This window comes from Cupriavidus sp. MEYA8 (assembly GCF_059278825.1).
The window spans coordinates 1428268-1443379 of record NZ_CM181221.1; the positions used below are offsets into that span (position 1 = coordinate 1428268).

Below are 15112 nucleotides of genomic sequence, written 5' to 3' on the forward strand. Positions count from 1 at the left end.
ACCGGCACGCTGCCGGTTTGCTCCCCTCTCCCGCTTGCGGGAGAGGGGCAGGGGGTGAGGGCAGGCGGTGGCATACCACCGGCCTCTACTTCGTCGTCCCGCCGGCCCTCACCCCAACCCTCTCCCGCAAGCGGGAGAGGGAGCACACATGCGGTGCGATTCAATGCGGGGGCGGTTCGCACAAGAAGGCAACAAGAATTCACGGCGCACCAAGCAGTGCGCCGCATGGAGACACCATGTCGATGATCCTTTCCCGTCGCGACCTGAACTTCATTCTGTATGAATGGCTCAAGGTCGACGAGCTGACCCGCATCCCGCGCTACGCCGACCACTCGCGCGAGACCTTCGACGCCGCGCTGGACACCTGCGAGAAGATCGCCACCGACCTGTTCGCGCCGCACAACAAGAAGAACGACCAGCAGGAACCCGAATTCGACGGCGAGACCGTCACCATCATTCCCGAGGTCGGCACCGCGCTGAAGGCCTTCTGCGAGGCCGGCCTGATGGCCGCCGGGCAGGACTACGAACTGGGCGGCATGCAGCTGCCGGTGGTAGTGGAAAAGGCCGGCTTCGCCTACTTCAAGGGCGCCAACGTCGGTACCAGCTCCTACCCGTTCCTGACCATCGGCAACGCCAACCTGCTGCTGACGCACGGCACGCCGGCGCAGGTCGAGACCTTCGTCAAGCCGGAGATGGAAGGGCGCTTCTTCGGCACCATGTGCCTGTCGGAGCCGCAGGCCGGCTCGTCGCTGTCGGATATCACGACGCGCGCCGAGTATGAGGGCGAATCGCCGCTGGGCGCGCAATACCGCCTGCGCGGCAACAAGATGTGGATTTCCGCGGGCGAGCACGAGCTGTCGGACAACATCGTCCACCTGGTGCTGGCCAAGATCCCCGGCCGGGACGGCAAGCTGATCCCGGGCGTGAAGGGCATCTCGCTGTTCATCGTGCCCAAGTACCTGGTCAACCAAGACGGCTCGCTGGGCGAGCACAACGACGTGGTGCTGGCCGGCCTGAACCACAAGATGGGCTATCGCGGCACCACCAACTGCCTGCTGAATTTCGGCGAAGGCATGAAGTACAAGCCGGGCGGCAAGGCCGGTGCCATCGGCTATCTGGTGGGCGAGCCGCACAAGGGCCTGGCCTGCATGTTCCACATGATGAATGAGGCGCGCATCGGCGTGGGCCTGGGCGCGGTGATGCTGGGCTATACCGGCTACCTGCACGCGCTGGACTATGCGCGCAACCGTCCGCAAGGCCGCCCCGTCGGCCCCGGCGGCAAGGATGCCGCCAGCCCGCAGGTGAAGCTGGTCGAGCACGCCGATATCCGCCGCATGCTGCTGGCGCAGAAGAGCTATGTCGAGGGCGGCCTGGCGCTGAACCTGTATTGCGCGCGGCTGGTGGACGAGGAAGAAGCCGCGGCCGCCGCGGGCGACCAGGAAGCGCATGCGCGCCTGGCGCTGCTGCTCGACATCCTGACCCCGATCGCCAAGAGCTGGCCATCGCAATGGTGCCTGGAGGCCAACAACCTTGCGATCCAGGTGCATGGCGGCTATGGCTACACCCGCGAATACAACGTCGAGCAGTTCTACCGCGACAACCGCCTGAACCCGATCCACGAGGGCACGCATGGCATCCAGGGCCTGGACCTGCTGGGCCGCAAGGTGGTGATGAAGGATGGCGCCGCGTTCAAGCTGCTGGGCGAGCGCGTGCAGGCCACCATCGGCCGCGCGCTCGCCGCGGACGATGCCGAGCTGGCGCGGCAGGCGCGCGCGCTCGGCGCCGCAACCCGGCGCCTGGCCGAAGTGACGCAGACGCTGTGGAGCGCCGGCGACTCCAATGTGACGCTGGCCAACGCCTCGGTCTACCTCGAAGCCTTCGGCCACGTGGTGGTCGCGTGGATCTGGCTGGAGCAGGCACTGCTGGCACAGGCCGCGCTGGCGCAGGCGGGCGGCAAGGAAGACCAGGACTTCTATCGCGGCAAGCTGGCCGCGGCGGCGTACTTCTTCCGCTTCGAGCTGCCCAGGGTCGGCCCTCAGCTCGATTTGCTGGCATCGCTCGACCGAACCACGCTGGACATGCAGGACGCCTGGTTCTGACCGCTGACTACATCATTCAAAGACAACCGAGGAAGAGACACATGCGCACCATCCAGCAACTGTTTGACCTGAAGGGCAAGACCGCGCTGATCACCGGCGGCTCGCGCGGCCTTGGCCTGCAGATCGCCGAGGCACTGGGCGAGCAGGGCGCGCGTATCGTGCTGTCGGCACGCAAGGCCGACGAGCTGCGCGCGGCGCAGGAACACCTGAAGGGCCTCGGCATCGAGGCCGACTGGATCGCCGCCGATGGCTCGCAGGAGTCCGAGATTGCCCGCCTGGCCGACGAAGCCATCGCCAGGCTTGGCCACGTCGACATCCTGGTCAACAACGCCGGCGCCACCTGGGGCGCCCCGGCGGAAGACCATCCGGTGGAGGCCTGGGACAAGGTGATGAACCTGAATATCCGCGGCCTGTTCCTGCTGAGCCAGCGCATCGGCAAGCTGTCGATGATTCCGCGCCGCTACGGCCGCATCATCAACGTGGCGTCGATCGCGGGCCTGGCCGGCAATCCGCCGGGATCGATGGAGACCATCGCCTACAACACGTCCAAGGGAGCGGTGGTCAACTTCACCCGCACGCTCGCGGGCGAGTGGGGCGAGCACAACATCACTGTCAACGCGCTGGCGCCGGGCTTCTTCCCGTCCAAGATGACCAAGGGCTCGCTGGAGCGCATGGGCGTCGAAGCGATGTGTGCCGGCGTGCCGCTGCACCGCCTGGGCGACGACGAAGACCTCAAGGGCGCGGCGCTGCTGTTCGCCAGCGATGCCGGCAAGCACATCACCGGGCAGATCCTGGCGGTCGACGGCGGCGTCAGCGCGGTTTGAGCGCGGTCTGAACGACTGCCGGCGTTTGCGGCAATAATGCGGGATCGGCGCCGGCGGGCAAGCTGCCGCCGGCGCCTCTCCAGCCCCCACTTCGACTCGCATTGCCATGAACCAGTACACCGGCTCCCTGAGCCATATCCCCTTCCTTGCCGACCTCGGCGTGACCTGTAGCGTTGCAGAGAGCGGGCGCAGCGAGATCTCGCTGCCGGTTGAAAAACGCCACCAGAACAGCTGGGACATGGCCCACGGCGGCGTGATCATGACGCTGCTCGACGTGGCCATGGCGGTGGCCGGCCGCAGCAGCGATGCCGATGGCCGTGGCGTGGTGACCATCGAGATGAAGAGCAGCTTCATGGCGCCGGGCCGCGGCCAGCTGACCGCGCGCGGCACCACCGTGCACCGCACCACCACCATGGTGTTCTGCGAGGCGGAGATTGTCGATGCCGACGGCAAGACCGTGGCGCGCGGCTCGGGCACGTTCAAGTACATCCGGCGCATGCCGCCGCAGCGCCCGGGCGAAACCGATACCGGCGCCGACGGCTGAGCGCCGGCGCCAGGACATGTGGGGCGGTTCGTGCCCCGCATTAGCAGTTTCCATGCAGTTTCCATCTCCCATTGGAAGGAACCCGACCATGTCCAACACATTCAAGCGCATCGTCCTGGCCTCGCGTCCCGAGGGCGCGGTGACGCCGGCCAATTTCCGGCTGGAAGAGGTGCCCGTGCCGCAGATCGCCGACGGCCAGGTGCTGGTGCGCAACCACTACCTGTCGCTCGACCCGTACATGCGCGGCCGCATGAACGACAGCAAGTCGTATGCCGCGCCGCAGCCGCTTAATGAAGTGATGATCGGTGGCACCGTCGGCGAAGTGGTGGAAAGCAAAAACAGCAAGTTCAAGCCGGGCGACAAGGTGGTCGGCATGTTCGGCTGGCAGGAAATGGGCGTCAGCGACGGCACCGGCCTGCAGCCGGTCGATACCACGCATATCCCGCTGTCGGCCTACCTTGGTTCGGTCGGCATGCCGGGCGTGACCGCGTGGTATGGCCTGAACAAGATCATCCAGCCCAAGGCGGGCAAGACCATCGCGGTCAGCGCCGCGTCGGGCGCGGTCGGCAGCGTGGTGGGCCAGCTGGCCAAGCTGGCGGGCTGCCGCGCGGTGGGCTTTGCCGGCGGCAAGGACAAGTGCGACTACGTGGTCAATGAGCTGGGCTTCGACGCCTGTATCGACTACAAGGCGGCAAAAGACCCGAAAGAGCTCTACACCATGCTCAAGGAAGCCACGCCAGACGGTATCGACGGCTATTTCGAGAACGTCGGCGGCGAGATCTTCGACGCAGTGCTGTCGCGCATGAACGCCTTCGGCCGCATCGCCATGTGCGGCATGATCGCCGGCTATGACGGTCAGCCGCTGCCGCTGAAGAACCCGCAGCTGATCCTGGTCTCGCGCCTGACCATCGAGGGCTTTATCGTATCCGAGCACATGGAAGTCTGGCCGCAGGCGCTGAAGGAGCTGGGCACCGCGGTCGCGCAGGGCAAGCTGAAGTTCCGCGAGAGCATTGCCGAAGGCCTGGCCAGCGCGCCGGAAGCCTTCATGGGGCTGCTCAAGGGCAAGAACTTCGGCAAGCAGCTGGTCAAGCTGGTCTGAATGCAGCACCGGCACGCCGCGTCCCCACGGGCGTGCCGCGCAGCGAACGCAGGCAAGACAGTGCAGGCAAGACAGCGCAGGCAAGAAAGAGGAGGAGACACCCATGAATGCCCCGCAAGTTCCGCAAGTCCAGCAAGACACTAGCGACGATATCGGCGCCGGCCTGCCTGAAGAGGTCAAGGCCCGCTACCGCAACCTGCCGCGGCCGCCGCAGTTCGCCACCGTGGGCGAGGAGCGCCTGCACCGCAAGCAGCGCCTGGCCGCCGCCTTCCGGCTGTTCTCGAAATTCGGCTTCGATGAGGGCGTGGCCGGCCATATCACCGCGCGCGATCCCGAGTTTCCCGACACCTTCTGGGTCAATCCCTTCGGCGTGCATTTCAGCCAGGTCAAGGTGTCCAACCTGATCCGCTGCGACCACCATGGCGACGTGGTGGAGGGCGATTACCCGGTCAATGCCGCGGCTTTTGCGATCCATTCGCGCGTGCACCAGACCCGCCCCGACGCGGTCGCCGCCGCGCACTCGCACAGCACCTATGGCCGCGCCTGGTCGACGCTCGGCCGCCCGCTCGATGCGCTGACGCAGGACGTGTGCGCGTTCTACAACGACCACGCGGTCTATGACGACTTTGGCGGCGTGGTGGTCGAGCTGGACGAAGGCCAGCGCATCGCCAACGCGCTCGGCCAGAACAAGGCGGCGATCCTGCAGAACCACGGCCTGCTGACGGTCGGCAAGACCGTGGACGAAGCGGCGTGGTGGTTCATCACCATGGAACGCTCCTGCCAGGTGCAGCTGCTGGCCGAAGCGGCCGCGGCGCGCACGCAGGCGCCGCTGAAGGTGATTGCCGACGCTGCCGCACGGCAGGCGTATTCGATCGTCGGCACGGCGCAGGCGGGCTGGTTCCAGTTCCAGCCGCTGTACGCGCGCATCGTCAAGGAACAGCCCGACCTGCTGGACTGAGCGGCCTGCGGAAGGCATTGCAATGCGGCCGCCGCATGGCGGCCATCCCTGCAGTCGATCAACAACCGTGAGGTGGCACGCATGGCAGACATCATCCTTCACCAGTACGCAACCTCGCCGTTCTCGGAAAAGGTACGGCTGCTGCTGGGCGCCAAGGGCCTGGCGTGGCAGGCGGTGGAAATCCCGGCCATCCTGCCCAAGCCCGACCTGCTGGCGCTGACCGGCGGCTACCGTCGCACGCCGGTGATGCAGGTCGGCGCCGACATTTATTGCGACACGGCACTGATCTGCGAAGTCATCGACCAGCTGGCCCCGGCCACGCCGCTGTATCCGCCCACGCAGGCCGCGGCGGCACGCATGATGGCGGCGTGGTTCGACAGTGCGCTGTTCACCGCTGCCGCGACCTACGTGTTCCAGCCGGCCGGCGTCGCCAGCATGCTGGGCCATCTGTCGCCCGCGCAGATCCAGGCGTTTGTCGCCGACCGCAAGGCCATGCGCGGCGACACCAACGCGCTGCGCATGCCGCTGCCCGAGGCCACCGCGCAGTTGCACGAGACCTTTGGCAGGGTCGAAACGCAGTTCGCCGCGGGCGTTGAGTATGTGGCCGGGCCATTGCTGTCCGTGGCGGACTTCTCGCTGTACCACAACCTCTGGTTTATCCGCCGCGCCGGCGCTCTGGCCCAGATGCTGGAGGCCTATCCCAGGCTGCAGGCCTGGTATGCGCGCATGAATACCTTCGGCCACGGGCGTCCGCGCGTGATCGATGGCGAGCAGGCCATCGGCATGGCGCGTAGCGCAGATCCGGTGGCGCTCGACGAAGGCGTGCGCGAGGGCGAAGGCCTGCAGCCGGGCGACCCGGTCACGGTCACGCCCACCGACTACGCGCGCGACCCCGTGGCCGGCGTGCTGCTGGCACTGGGCCCGCACCGCGTCACGCTGCGCCGGCAGGACCCGCGCGCGGGCGCGCTCAACGTGCACTTCCCGCGGCAGGGCTACCAGGTACAGCGCGCCGCCTGAACCGGTGCTGCGCTGCGCCGCTGCGCGCGGCCCTTCTCCTATTGATTTCACGCGACAGGACAGACGACATGAAGGATTTTTCCAACAAGGTAGCCGTCATCACCGGTGGTGCTTCGGGGTTTGGCAAGGAATTCGCCCGCATCGGCGCCGATCTCGGCATGAAGCTGGTGCTGGCCGACGTGCAGGAAGACGCGCTGGACGCGACCGTGGCCGAATTCAAGGCGCGCAACGTCCCGGTGATCGGGCTGCGCACCGACGTGTCGCGCGCCGAGCAGGTGCAGGCGCTGGCCGACGCGGCGATGGAGGCGTTCGGGCAGGTCAACCTGCTGTTCAACAATGCCGGCGTGGGCGCCGGCGGACTGGTCTGGGAAAACTCGCTGCAGGACTGGGAGTGGGTGCTGGGCGTCAATCTCTACGGCGTGATCCACGGCGTGCGCATCTTCACCCCGCTGATGCTGGCCGCCGCGGAGAAGGACCCGTCGTACCAGGGCCATATCGTCAACACCGCGTCGATGGCGGGCTTGCTCAACCCGCCGGCGATGGGCGTGTACAACGTGTCCAAGCACGCCGTGGTGTCGCTGTCGGAAACGCTGTACCAGGACCTCGGCCTGGTCAGCGAGCAGGTGCGCTGCTCGGTACTGTGCCCGTATTTCGTGCCGACCGGCATCAACCAGTCGCAGCGCAACCGGCCGGCGGAGCTGGCCAACCAGGCGCCGCCCACGCGTTCGCAGCTGGTGTCGCAGGCGCTGTCGGACAAGGCCGTCGGCTCGGGCAAGGTGACCGCGGCCGAGGTGGCGCAGAAAACCTTCGATGCCATCCGCGCCGATAGCTTCTATATTTATTCGCATCCGCAGGCACTGGCGCCGGTGCGCCAGCGCTTCGAGGACATCGTCGGGCCGCGCAACCCCGGCGATCCCTTTGCCGACAAGCCCGAAGTCCGTGCGGGCCTCGTGGCCGCGCTGCGCGGCTGACGCGCCAACGCCACCAACGAGGAACCACGCACATGGAGACCACCATGGCCGCCCCCGCCGTCATCCGGCACCTGCAGTACGCCAGCCTGCCCAACGGCACCCGGCTGCACTACGCCAGCGCAGGCGAGCGCGGCAAACCACTGATGCTGTTCGTGCACGGATTCCCCGAGTTCTGGTACGAGTGGGAAGCCCAGCTGGCCGAGTTCGGGCACACGCATTTCGCCGTCGCGCCGGACTTGCGCGGCTTCAACCTGTCGAGCAAGCCGGGCGACGTAGAGTCCTATCGGCCGCGCCATATCGTCGAAGACCTGGTGCAGTTCATCGGTGCGCTGGGCTATGACCAGGCCATCGTTGTCGCGCACGACTGGGGCGGCGCGATCTGCTGGAACCTGGCGATCCAGTTCCCGCAGCTCGTGCGCCAGCTCGTCATCATCAACTCGCCGCACCCGTACCTGTTCGCGCGCGCGCTGGCCACCGATCCGGAGCAGCAGGCCGCCTCCGCCTACATGAACTGGCTGCGCAAGTCGGGTTCGGAGAAGGCACTGGCCGCCAACGACTTTGCGCTGCTGGACCGCATGCTTGCCGATGCCGACGGCAAGCCGGCCGCGTGGTACACGCCGCAGACACGCGAGCGCTACCACGCCGCGTGGTCGCAGCCTGGCGAAGAGGGTGGAGAGGGTGAAGGGGGCGTGCATCCGCTGACCGGCGGCGTCAATTTCTACCGCGCGTCGCCGATGCGGCCGCCGGCCGACGGCGACGCGGGGCCGGATCTGTCAAAGCTCGATCCGGCCAGGTTCGTCATCCGCGTGCCGACGCTGGTGATCTGGGGCGAACGCGACCGCGCCTTGCCGAAATCCCTGCTCAATGGCCTGGAGGACTTTGTCACGGACCTGCGCCTGGAGCGCATCCCGGACGGCACCCACTGGGTCGTGCACGAGCAGCCGGAGCACGTCAACCTGCTGATCCGCAGCGCATTGCCTGCGGTTTAGCTGCGCCCTGCGGCATCCGGAAGGCCTGCGCTACAGGTTCTGACGCAGGCCCGGCGGCCAGCGTCAGGTCAGGCGCTCGCGGTACAGGCGGTAGTTCTCGTCGTCGAAGCAGACGAAGGTCACCTGCTCGATCTCGGGCGCTGCCGCCAGCGCTTCGCGCACCGCGGCGATGGCGATATCCGCCGCGCGCTCGCGCGGAAAGCCGTAGATGCCGGTGCTGATGTTGGGGAAGGCGAGCGTGCGCAGGTGGTGCTGCGTGGCCACGCGGATGCTGTTGCGGTAGGCGTCGGCGAGCTGTTCGTCCTCGCCCTGGCCGCCGCCATGCCAGACCGGGCCGACCGCGTGGATCACGTACGGCGCGGGCAGGCGCCCGCCCGTGGTGATGACCGCCTCGCCGGTGGGGCAGCCGCCCTGCGCGTCGCGGATCGCGCGGCAGGCCTCCATGATGGCGGGGCCGCCGGCCCCGTGGATGGCGCCGTCGACGCCGCCGCCGCCCAGCAGCCCGCTGTTGGCCGCGTTGACGATGGCATCGACTTCCATCCGGGTGATGTCGCCATGGACTACCTGCAGGTGCTCGCCGGTCATGTCGTCTCCTGGTTTGAGAGCGCGCCCGCCGCGGTGCCGGCGGGCCACCTTGCTGCTATGCACTACATGGATTGCTCAAGCATACGCCGATAATCCGCCGCGCTGGCTTCTTTCGGGTTGGTCTTGTGGCAATGGTCGGCCAGCGCGCCGGCAATCACCTTGTCGAACATGTCCTCGGTGACGCCCATCTGGCGCAGTCCGGTGGGCAGGCCAAGGCGTGCGGTCATGTCGTGCACGGCCTGCGCGAGATCGGCGCCGTCGGGCAGATGCATGGCGCGGCGCAGGCGCGCGTAGCGGTTGTCGCGCACCACCGTGGGCGCGTCGGCGTTGAAGCGCAGCACCGCCGGCATCACCACCGCGTTAAGCGTGCCGTGATGCAGGCCGGTGCGGCCGTCGATCTTCAGGCCGCCCAGCGGGTGCGATAGCGAATGCACGCAGCCCAGCCCTTTCTGGAAGGCCATCGCGCCCTGCATCGATGCGCTCATCATGTTCAGCCGCGCATCGCGGTCCTGGCCGTCGCGGGTGGCGCGCTCGATATGGGTCCAGCCGCGCTCCAGCCCGTCGAGCGCGATACCGTCGGCGGGCGGGTTGAAGGCGGGGGCGAGGTAGGTCTCGATGCAGTGCGCGATCGCGTCCATGCCGGTGGCCGCGGTCAACCCGGCCGGCAGGCCCAGCGTCAGCTCCGGATCGCAGATGGCCGACTTGGGCAGCAGGTGCCACGAGTGGAAGCCCAGCTTGCGCCCGTCGTCGAGAATGATGATGGCGCCGCGCGCCACTTCGCTGCCGGTGCCCGAGGTGGTCGGCACGGCGATCAGCGGCGCGGCCTGATCGGTGATCCTGGCGCTGCCGCCTTCGATGGTGGCATAGGTGGTCAGCTCGCCCGGGTGCGTGGCGAGGATGGCGATGCCCTTGGCCAGGTCGATCGACGATCCGCCGCCCACCGCCACCAGCCCGTCGCAGTTGGCTTCGCGGTATTGCGCGGCTGCCTTGCGCACCATCGCCTCGGTCGGGTTCGACGGGGTTTCATCAAATACCGCGACCGGCAGGCCCTGCATGGCGTCGATGGCGCGCTGCGCCACGCCGGCCGCAACCACGCCCTTGTCGGTGACCAGCAGCGGGCGGCGGATGCCGATGCGCTCGCATTCCGACTTGAGCAGGCTTACCGCGCCGAAATCCAGGTGGATGTGGGTCAGATAGTAGATAAACGCCATATTTGCTTGCCTCCTGCAGGGATCTGCCGCGAACCGGGGTCAGGGTAAGGCACTGGCCAGGCGCGCTGCCTTCGGTTTCAATGAGTTGTTGTGACCCGCGCCGCGCGTCAGCCGATCATCGCGCAAAAAGTGGCCGCGTGGCAGGGGCTGGCGAGAGCTTTCGGGGTTATCTCGTACTGCCTCGTTTCAGAAACATCTGGCATCATACTAAAATCGAACGATCGTTCACTATTCGAACTTCCACCCGGGCGGCGTGCACGACACGCTGGCCGTCGCAGCGGAAGCTCGGATTTAACTGATTTCTCATGTCCGCCGTACCATCCTCCGTCAACCAAATGCCCGGCTTGCCGTCGGCGCAGCTCGACCCGCAGGTGGCACAGCTGCTGGAACTGATCGCCCGCGCCAAGCGGCCGCCGATCAACGCACTGGACCCGGAGGACGCCAAGATCGCCTACGAGAAGAGCGCGCCGATCCTCGACATCAGCCCGCCCGCCGTGCACGCAACCGAAGACCTGCACGTGCCCGCGCGTGACGGCCATGCCATCCCGGCGCGGCTGTACACGCCGCGCGAGGCCAGCTGGGCCGAGCCGCTGCCACTGCTGGTGTACTACCACGGCGGCGGCTTTACGGTCGGCAGCGTCAATTCGCATGATGCGCTGTGCCGGCTGCTGTGCGGCGAGGCCGATTGCATGGTGCTGTCGGTGGATTACCGCCTCGGGCCAGAATGGCGCTTTCCAGCCGCGGTCAACGACGCGTTCGACGCGCTGCACTGGATCTTTGCCGAGGCCGGGCGGCTGGGCGCCGACCCCGCCCGCATCGCGCTGGGCGGCGACAGCGCCGGCGGCACGCTGGCCGCGGCCAGCGCGGTAGAGGCGCGCAACGCCGGGTTCGCGCCCGTGCTGCAGATGCTGTTGTACCCCGGCACCTGCGCGCGCCAGGACACGCCGTCGCACCGTGCACTGGCCGAGGGGTACCTGCTGACCGCTGAAATGATCCGCTGGTTCTTCGCGCAGTACCTGGACCAGGAAGCCAGCCGCGACGACTGGCGCTTCGCCCCGCTGGACGGTGGCGGCAACGGTGCCGACGTGCGCAACGTGTGCCCCGCCTGGGTCGCCGTGGCGGGCTACGACCCGCTGCATGACGAAGGCGTCGCCTACGCGGCCAAGCTGCGCGCCGCCGGCGTGCCGGCCACGCTGGCGAACTACCCCGGCATGATCCATGATTTCTTCAAGCTGGGCCGGTTCGTGCCGGCGGTGGCGCAGGCGCATGCCGATGCCGTCGCCGCGCTGCGGACCGCCTTCGCCCAGCCCTGAACAAAAAAAAGCAGCACCGACATTTTTCAGCAGTGACTTGCAGCACAAGGAGACCTAGTCAAATGCAACGCCGCCAATTTATCGCCCGCGCGGGCCTCGCCGCCGCTACCGCAGCCATCGGCCTGTCCGCCATGCCTGCCCAGGCACAGGCCGACAAGTTCCCGCAGCGCCCGATCCGCCTGGTGATCGGCTATACCGCCGGCGGCTCCACCGACATCCCGTTCCGCGTCCTGGCTGACAACGCCTCCAAGATCCTGGGCCAGCCGGTGATCGTCGAGAACAAGCCCGGCGCTGGCGGCGTGCTGCCCGCGCAGCTGATGCAGACCACCGCGCCCGACGGCTACACGCTGGCGCAGGTCGCCATGCCGGTCTACCGCCTGCCGTACACCACCAAGATCAACTGGGACCCGGTCAAGGACCTGAGCTACATCATCAACCTGGCCGGCTATTCGTTCGGCCTGGTGGTGCCGGCCGATTCGCCGATCAAGACCATGCAGGATTACGTCGCCTACGCCAAGGCCAATCCGGGCAAGCTCACCTATGGGTCGCCTGGCAGCATGACCACGCTGCACCTGACCATGGAAGAACTGGCGCTGAAGCAGGGCGTGCAGTTCTCGCATATCCCATACAAGGGCAATGCGGAATCGATGCAGGCGCTGCTGGGCGGCCATGTGATGTCGGTGGCCGACACGCCGGCGTGGGCTCCGTACGTGGAGCAGGGCAAGCTGCGCCTGCTGTCGACCTGGGGCGAGAAGCGCTCGGCGCGCTTCCCCAACGTGCCGACGCTGAAGGAACTGGGCATGGGCATCGTGCAGACCTCGCCGTTCGGCCTGGTCGCGCCCAAGGGCACGGATCCGAAAATCGTGCAGAAGCTGCATGACGCCTTCAAGAAGGCGATGGAAATGCCCAACTACCGCGAATCGCTGGCCAAGTTCGACATGGAGCCGTTCTACATGAACAGCCAGCAGTACGCGCAGTTCGCCGCCGAAACCGTCAAGAAGGAAAAGGCGATCATCGAGAAGCTGGGCCTGGCCAAGCCGCAGTAAGCCAGCACCAGTTGCGTTCAACCAGGCCGCCGCGCCTGCCGGACCCGTGCCGGCGGGGCGGCGGCCTGATGCTTTGCATTGCTCCGACAAACAAACAGGGAGACCACGTCAATGGCCAAAGAGGAGTTCCGCCACACCATCCCGCTGCGCGTGCGCTGGTCCGAAGTCGATCCGCAATCGATCGTCTTCAATGCGCATTACCTGACCTATTGCGATATCTGCGTGACGGAGTACTGGCGCGCGCTGGGGATCCGCTATCCCGAGGACGTATTGCACGCGCATGGCGTCGATATCTTTGTGGTCAAGTCCACGCTGGAGTATCACGCATCGGCGCGCTTTGACGACGAGCTGGAACTGCGCGGGCGCATGGCGCGGCTGGGGCGATCCAGCATGTTGTTCCGGGTGGAGATGTACCGGGGCGACGAGCACCTGATCACCGGTGAAATCGTCTATGTGTGCGCGGATCCGGCGACGCAGAAGTCGGCGGCGATCCCGGGGGTGGTGCGGGAGATTATCGAGGGGTATGAAGTGGTGAAGCCGGCGGGGTGATGGCGTGCCACTGAGCCTTGAATCCCGCATGTTTGCTCCCCTCTCCCGCTAGCGGGAGAGGGAACAGGCTCTCAGTAGCTGAGGAGGCCGTCGTCATAGCGAAGGCGGCAAATTTTTACTTGCCCACACCCGCATCTTCCATATAAGCCCGGATCACCGCATCAAAGCTGGCATCGCTCTCGAATCCCAGCGACAAGGCCCGTTCCGCATTCCATGCCGCCGGCCAGGTGCCGACGATCTTCTCGACGCGCTCTTCGCGTTCCCAGGTCACCCGATCCGCCACCGCATCGCCGGCCACGCGGCGCAGCGCATCGACCATGCCCGCGGCCGTCACCGACAGCCCCGGCAGGTTGATCACGCGGCGGTTGCCCAGCCGTTCGCCGGCCAGTTCGATGCCATTGATCAGCGCGGCCACCGCCGCGCGCGGCGACAGCAGCCACAGTTTGGTCTCCGGCGCCACCGGGCAGTTCGCTGCCACGCCGGACAGCGGCTCGCGGATGATGCCGCTGGCAAACGACGAGGCCGCCGCATTGGGCTTGCCCGGGCGCACGCTGATGGTCGGCAGGCGCAGCACGCGGCCGTCGACGAAGCCGCGGCGGCTGTAGTCGGACAGCAGCAGTTCGCCGATCGCCTTTTGCACGCCGTACGACGATTGCGGGTTCAGTGCGGTGTCGTCCTGCACCACCGCCGGCAGCTCGCCGCCATAGACCGCGACGGAGCTGGTGAACAGCACGCGCGGCTTGTGGCCCAGCTCGCGGCAGGTTTCGAGCAGCGCGCGCGAGGCGTCGAGGTTGACGCGCATGCCCAGTTCGAAATCCGCCTCGGCCTGGCCGCTGACCACGGCCGCCAGGTGGAACACCGCGCCGGTGTCCTGGTCGATGGCCTGGCGCAGCACCGCCGGGTCGGACAGGTCGCCGGTCACCACGCGCACGCGCGCATCGTCAAGACCTTGCGGCGCGACCACGTCGAGCAGCGTCAGGCGGTCGAAGGCGACGGCCTGGCCGTCCAGGTTCAGGGTGCCGCGTTGCAGCAGCAGGCGGGCGAGTTGCAGGCCGAGGAAGCCGGCGCCGCCGGTAATCAGTACGTTCATGGCAAGAGATCTGTGGTTGTTCTGTAATCAGCGGCCGAGGTAGGGCTTGAGCCAGCCCAGTCCTTCGGACGTGCCGGCACGCGGACGGTATTCGCAACCGATCCAGCCCTTGTAGCCGAGCGAGTCGATCAGGTCGAACAGGTACGGGTAGTTCAGCTCGCCCAGGTCCGGCTCATGGCGCTCGGGCACGCCGGCGATCTGGATATGGCCGATGCCGGCCATGTCGCGCCTGAGCTTCATCGCGATATCGCCCTCGACGATCTGGCAGTGGTAGCAGTCGAACTGCACCTTCAGGTTGGCCGCGCCGACTTCCTTGCAGATCGCCTGCGCGTCGTCCTGGCGGTTCAGGAAATAGCCCGGCATGTCGCGCGTGTTGATCGGCTCCAGCACGATGGTCACACCCTGCGCGGCAGCCGCCTTCGCGGCAAAAGCGACGTTTTCCAGGTAGGTGGCGCGGTAGCGCGCGCGGTCGGCATCGGCCGGCACCAGGCCCGCCATCACGTGCACGCGGTCATTGCCGATCACGCCGGCGTATTCCAGCGCGCGGCCGACGGCGTCGCGGAATTCCGCCTCGCGCCCCGGCAGCGAGGCCAGTCCACGCTCGCCCGCTGCCCAGTCACCCGGCGGGGCGTTGAACAGCGCCTGGGTGAGGCCGTTCGCGTCGAGGCGTGCGCGCAGCTCGGCGGCGGGGTGCTCGTACGGGAACAGGTACTCCACCGCCTGGAAGCCGTCCGCCGCCGCAGCGGCGAAGCGATCCAGGAAAGCGTGCTCGTTGTACATCATCGAGAGATTTGCGGCGAAGCGCGGCATGGGAACT

15 protein-coding genes are annotated in these 15112 nt (G+C 67.3%); 11 read left to right on the plus strand and 4 right to left on the minus strand.

What is annotated here, in order from left to right; translation table 11 throughout:
• Positions 1 to 236: 236 nt before the first annotated feature.
• The 8 genes from AC5WJ1_RS06595 to AC5WJ1_RS06630 all read left to right on the plus strand — a co-directional run bounded on the left by AC5WJ1_RS06595 (position 237) and on the right by AC5WJ1_RS06630 (position 8501).
• Positions 237 to 2099 (plus strand): acyl-CoA dehydrogenase, encoded by a 1863-nt coding sequence (locus tag AC5WJ1_RS06595; RefSeq protein WP_135705060.1) that lies wholly within the window; start codon positions 237 to 239, stop codon positions 2097 to 2099.
• 41 nt (positions 2100 to 2140) lie between these two features.
• Complete coding sequence (locus AC5WJ1_RS06600; protein WP_133096885.1) at positions 2141 to 2923, plus strand: SDR family oxidoreductase; 783 nt, start codon at positions 2141 to 2143, stop codon at positions 2921 to 2923.
• Between the two features lie 106 nt (positions 2924 to 3029).
• Positions 3030 to 3467, plus strand: a complete 438-nt coding sequence (locus AC5WJ1_RS06605) for a PaaI family thioesterase (RefSeq protein WP_133096886.1) — start codon at positions 3030 to 3032, stop codon at positions 3465 to 3467.
• Positions 3468 to 3555: 88 nt separating this feature from the next.
• Entirely contained in the window at positions 3556 to 4566 is a 1011-nt protein-coding gene (locus AC5WJ1_RS06610; RefSeq protein WP_116378597.1) for an NADP-dependent oxidoreductase, read from the plus strand.
• Between the two features lie 103 nt (positions 4567 to 4669).
• On the plus strand, positions 4670 to 5524 hold the full coding sequence (locus tag AC5WJ1_RS06615) for a class II aldolase/adducin family protein (protein WP_135705061.1): 855 nt from the start codon (positions 4670 to 4672) through the stop codon (positions 5522 to 5524).
• Between the two features lie 81 nt (positions 5525 to 5605).
• Positions 5606 to 6541 (plus strand): glutathione S-transferase family protein, encoded by a 936-nt coding sequence (locus AC5WJ1_RS06620; protein WP_133096889.1) that lies wholly within the window; start codon positions 5606 to 5608, stop codon positions 6539 to 6541.
• 68 nt (positions 6542 to 6609) lie between these two features.
• Positions 6610 to 7512, plus strand: coding sequence for an SDR family oxidoreductase (locus AC5WJ1_RS06625; protein WP_133096890.1), 903 nt, complete (start codon positions 6610 to 6612; stop codon positions 7510 to 7512).
• 32 nt (positions 7513 to 7544) lie between these two features.
• Positions 7545 to 8501, plus strand: coding sequence for an alpha/beta fold hydrolase (locus AC5WJ1_RS06630; RefSeq protein ID WP_135705062.1), 957 nt, complete (start codon positions 7545 to 7547; stop codon positions 8499 to 8501).
• A gap of 63 nt (positions 8502 to 8564) precedes the next feature.
• Here the strand turns inward: AC5WJ1_RS06630 and AC5WJ1_RS06635 are convergent, their stop codons facing one another.
• Complete coding sequence (locus tag AC5WJ1_RS06635) at positions 8565 to 9086, minus strand: O-acetyl-ADP-ribose deacetylase (protein WP_133096892.1); 522 nt, start codon at positions 9084 to 9086, stop codon at positions 8565 to 8567.
• Positions 9087 to 9148: 62 nt separating this feature from the next.
• Entirely contained in the window at positions 9149 to 10297 is a 1149-nt protein-coding gene (gbd, locus tag AC5WJ1_RS06640; protein WP_135705063.1) for a 4-hydroxybutyrate dehydrogenase, read from the minus strand.
• Positions 10298 to 10602: 305 nt separating this feature from the next.
• Here gbd and AC5WJ1_RS06645 point away from each other — a divergent pair, with 305 nt between their 5' ends.
• The 3 genes from AC5WJ1_RS06645 to AC5WJ1_RS06655 all read left to right on the plus strand — a co-directional run bounded on the left by AC5WJ1_RS06645 (position 10603) and on the right by AC5WJ1_RS06655 (position 13205).
• The gene (locus AC5WJ1_RS06645; protein ID WP_135705064.1) at positions 10603 to 11610 is read left to right on the plus strand and encodes an alpha/beta hydrolase; all 1008 of its coding nucleotides are present in this window, start codon (positions 10603 to 10605) and stop codon (positions 11608 to 11610) included.
• A 62-nt stretch (positions 11611 to 11672) separates the two neighbouring features.
• A complete protein-coding gene (locus AC5WJ1_RS06650; RefSeq protein WP_133096895.1) occupies positions 11673 to 12656 on the plus strand; it encodes a tripartite tricarboxylate transporter substrate binding protein in 984 nt (327 codons plus the stop codon).
• A gap of 111 nt (positions 12657 to 12767) precedes the next feature.
• Entirely contained in the window at positions 12768 to 13205 is a 438-nt protein-coding gene (locus AC5WJ1_RS06655) for a YbgC/FadM family acyl-CoA thioesterase (protein ID WP_063241858.1), read from the plus strand.
• A 115-nt stretch (positions 13206 to 13320) separates the two neighbouring features.
• Here AC5WJ1_RS06655 and denD read toward each other — a convergent pair whose 3' ends face one another.
• Positions 13321 to 14295, minus strand: a complete 975-nt coding sequence (gene denD / locus AC5WJ1_RS06660; protein ID WP_135705065.1) for a D-erythronate dehydrogenase — start codon at positions 14293 to 14295, stop codon at positions 13321 to 13323.
• A gap of 27 nt (positions 14296 to 14322) precedes the next feature.
• Complete coding sequence (otnI, locus tag AC5WJ1_RS06665; RefSeq protein ID WP_135705066.1) at positions 14323 to 15105, minus strand: 2-oxo-tetronate isomerase; 783 nt, start codon at positions 15103 to 15105, stop codon at positions 14323 to 14325.
• Positions 15106 to 15112 lie beyond the last annotated feature (7 nt).

Bases quoted from the DNA above. Each gene is read 5' to 3' on its own strand.
- AC5WJ1_RS06610 (WP_116378597.1), top strand. From the start codon at position 3,556: ATGTCCAACACATTCAAGCGCATCGTCCTGGCCTCGCGTCCCGAGGGC.
- AC5WJ1_RS06620 (WP_133096889.1), top strand. From the start codon at position 5,606: ATGGCAGACATCATCCTTCACCAGTACGCAACCTCGCCGTTCTCGGAA.
- AC5WJ1_RS06635 (WP_133096892.1), bottom strand. From the start codon at position 9,086: ATGACCGGCGAGCACCTGCAGGTAGTCCATGGCGACATCACCCGGATG.
- AC5WJ1_RS06615 (WP_135705061.1), top strand. From the start codon at position 4,670: ATGAATGCCCCGCAAGTTCCGCAAGTCCAGCAAGACACTAGCGACGAT.
- gbd (WP_135705063.1), bottom strand. From the start codon at position 10,297: ATGGCGTTTATCTACTATCTGACCCACATCCACCTGGATTTCGGCGCG.
- AC5WJ1_RS06645 (WP_135705064.1), top strand. From the start codon at position 10,603: ATGTCCGCCGTACCATCCTCCGTCAACCAAATGCCCGGCTTGCCGTCG.
- AC5WJ1_RS06630 (WP_135705062.1), top strand. From the start codon at position 7,545: ATGGAGACCACCATGGCCGCCCCCGCCGTCATCCGGCACCTGCAGTAC.
- AC5WJ1_RS06650 (WP_133096895.1), top strand. From the start codon at position 11,673: ATGCAACGCCGCCAATTTATCGCCCGCGCGGGCCTCGCCGCCGCTACC.
- AC5WJ1_RS06595 (WP_135705060.1), top strand. From the start codon at position 237: ATGTCGATGATCCTTTCCCGTCGCGACCTGAACTTCATTCTGTATGAA.
- AC5WJ1_RS06625 (WP_133096890.1), top strand. From the start codon at position 6,610: ATGAAGGATTTTTCCAACAAGGTAGCCGTCATCACCGGTGGTGCTTCG.
- AC5WJ1_RS06605 (WP_133096886.1), top strand. From the start codon at position 3,030: ATGAACCAGTACACCGGCTCCCTGAGCCATATCCCCTTCCTTGCCGAC.
- AC5WJ1_RS06600 (WP_133096885.1), top strand. From the start codon at position 2,141: ATGCGCACCATCCAGCAACTGTTTGACCTGAAGGGCAAGACCGCGCTG.
- otnI (WP_135705066.1), bottom strand. From the start codon at position 15,105: ATGCCGCGCTTCGCCGCAAATCTCTCGATGATGTACAACGAGCACGCT.
- denD (WP_135705065.1), bottom strand. From the start codon at position 14,295: ATGAACGTACTGATTACCGGCGGCGCCGGCTTCCTCGGCCTGCAACTC.
- AC5WJ1_RS06655 (WP_063241858.1), top strand. From the start codon at position 12,768: ATGGCCAAAGAGGAGTTCCGCCACACCATCCCGCTGCGCGTGCGCTGG.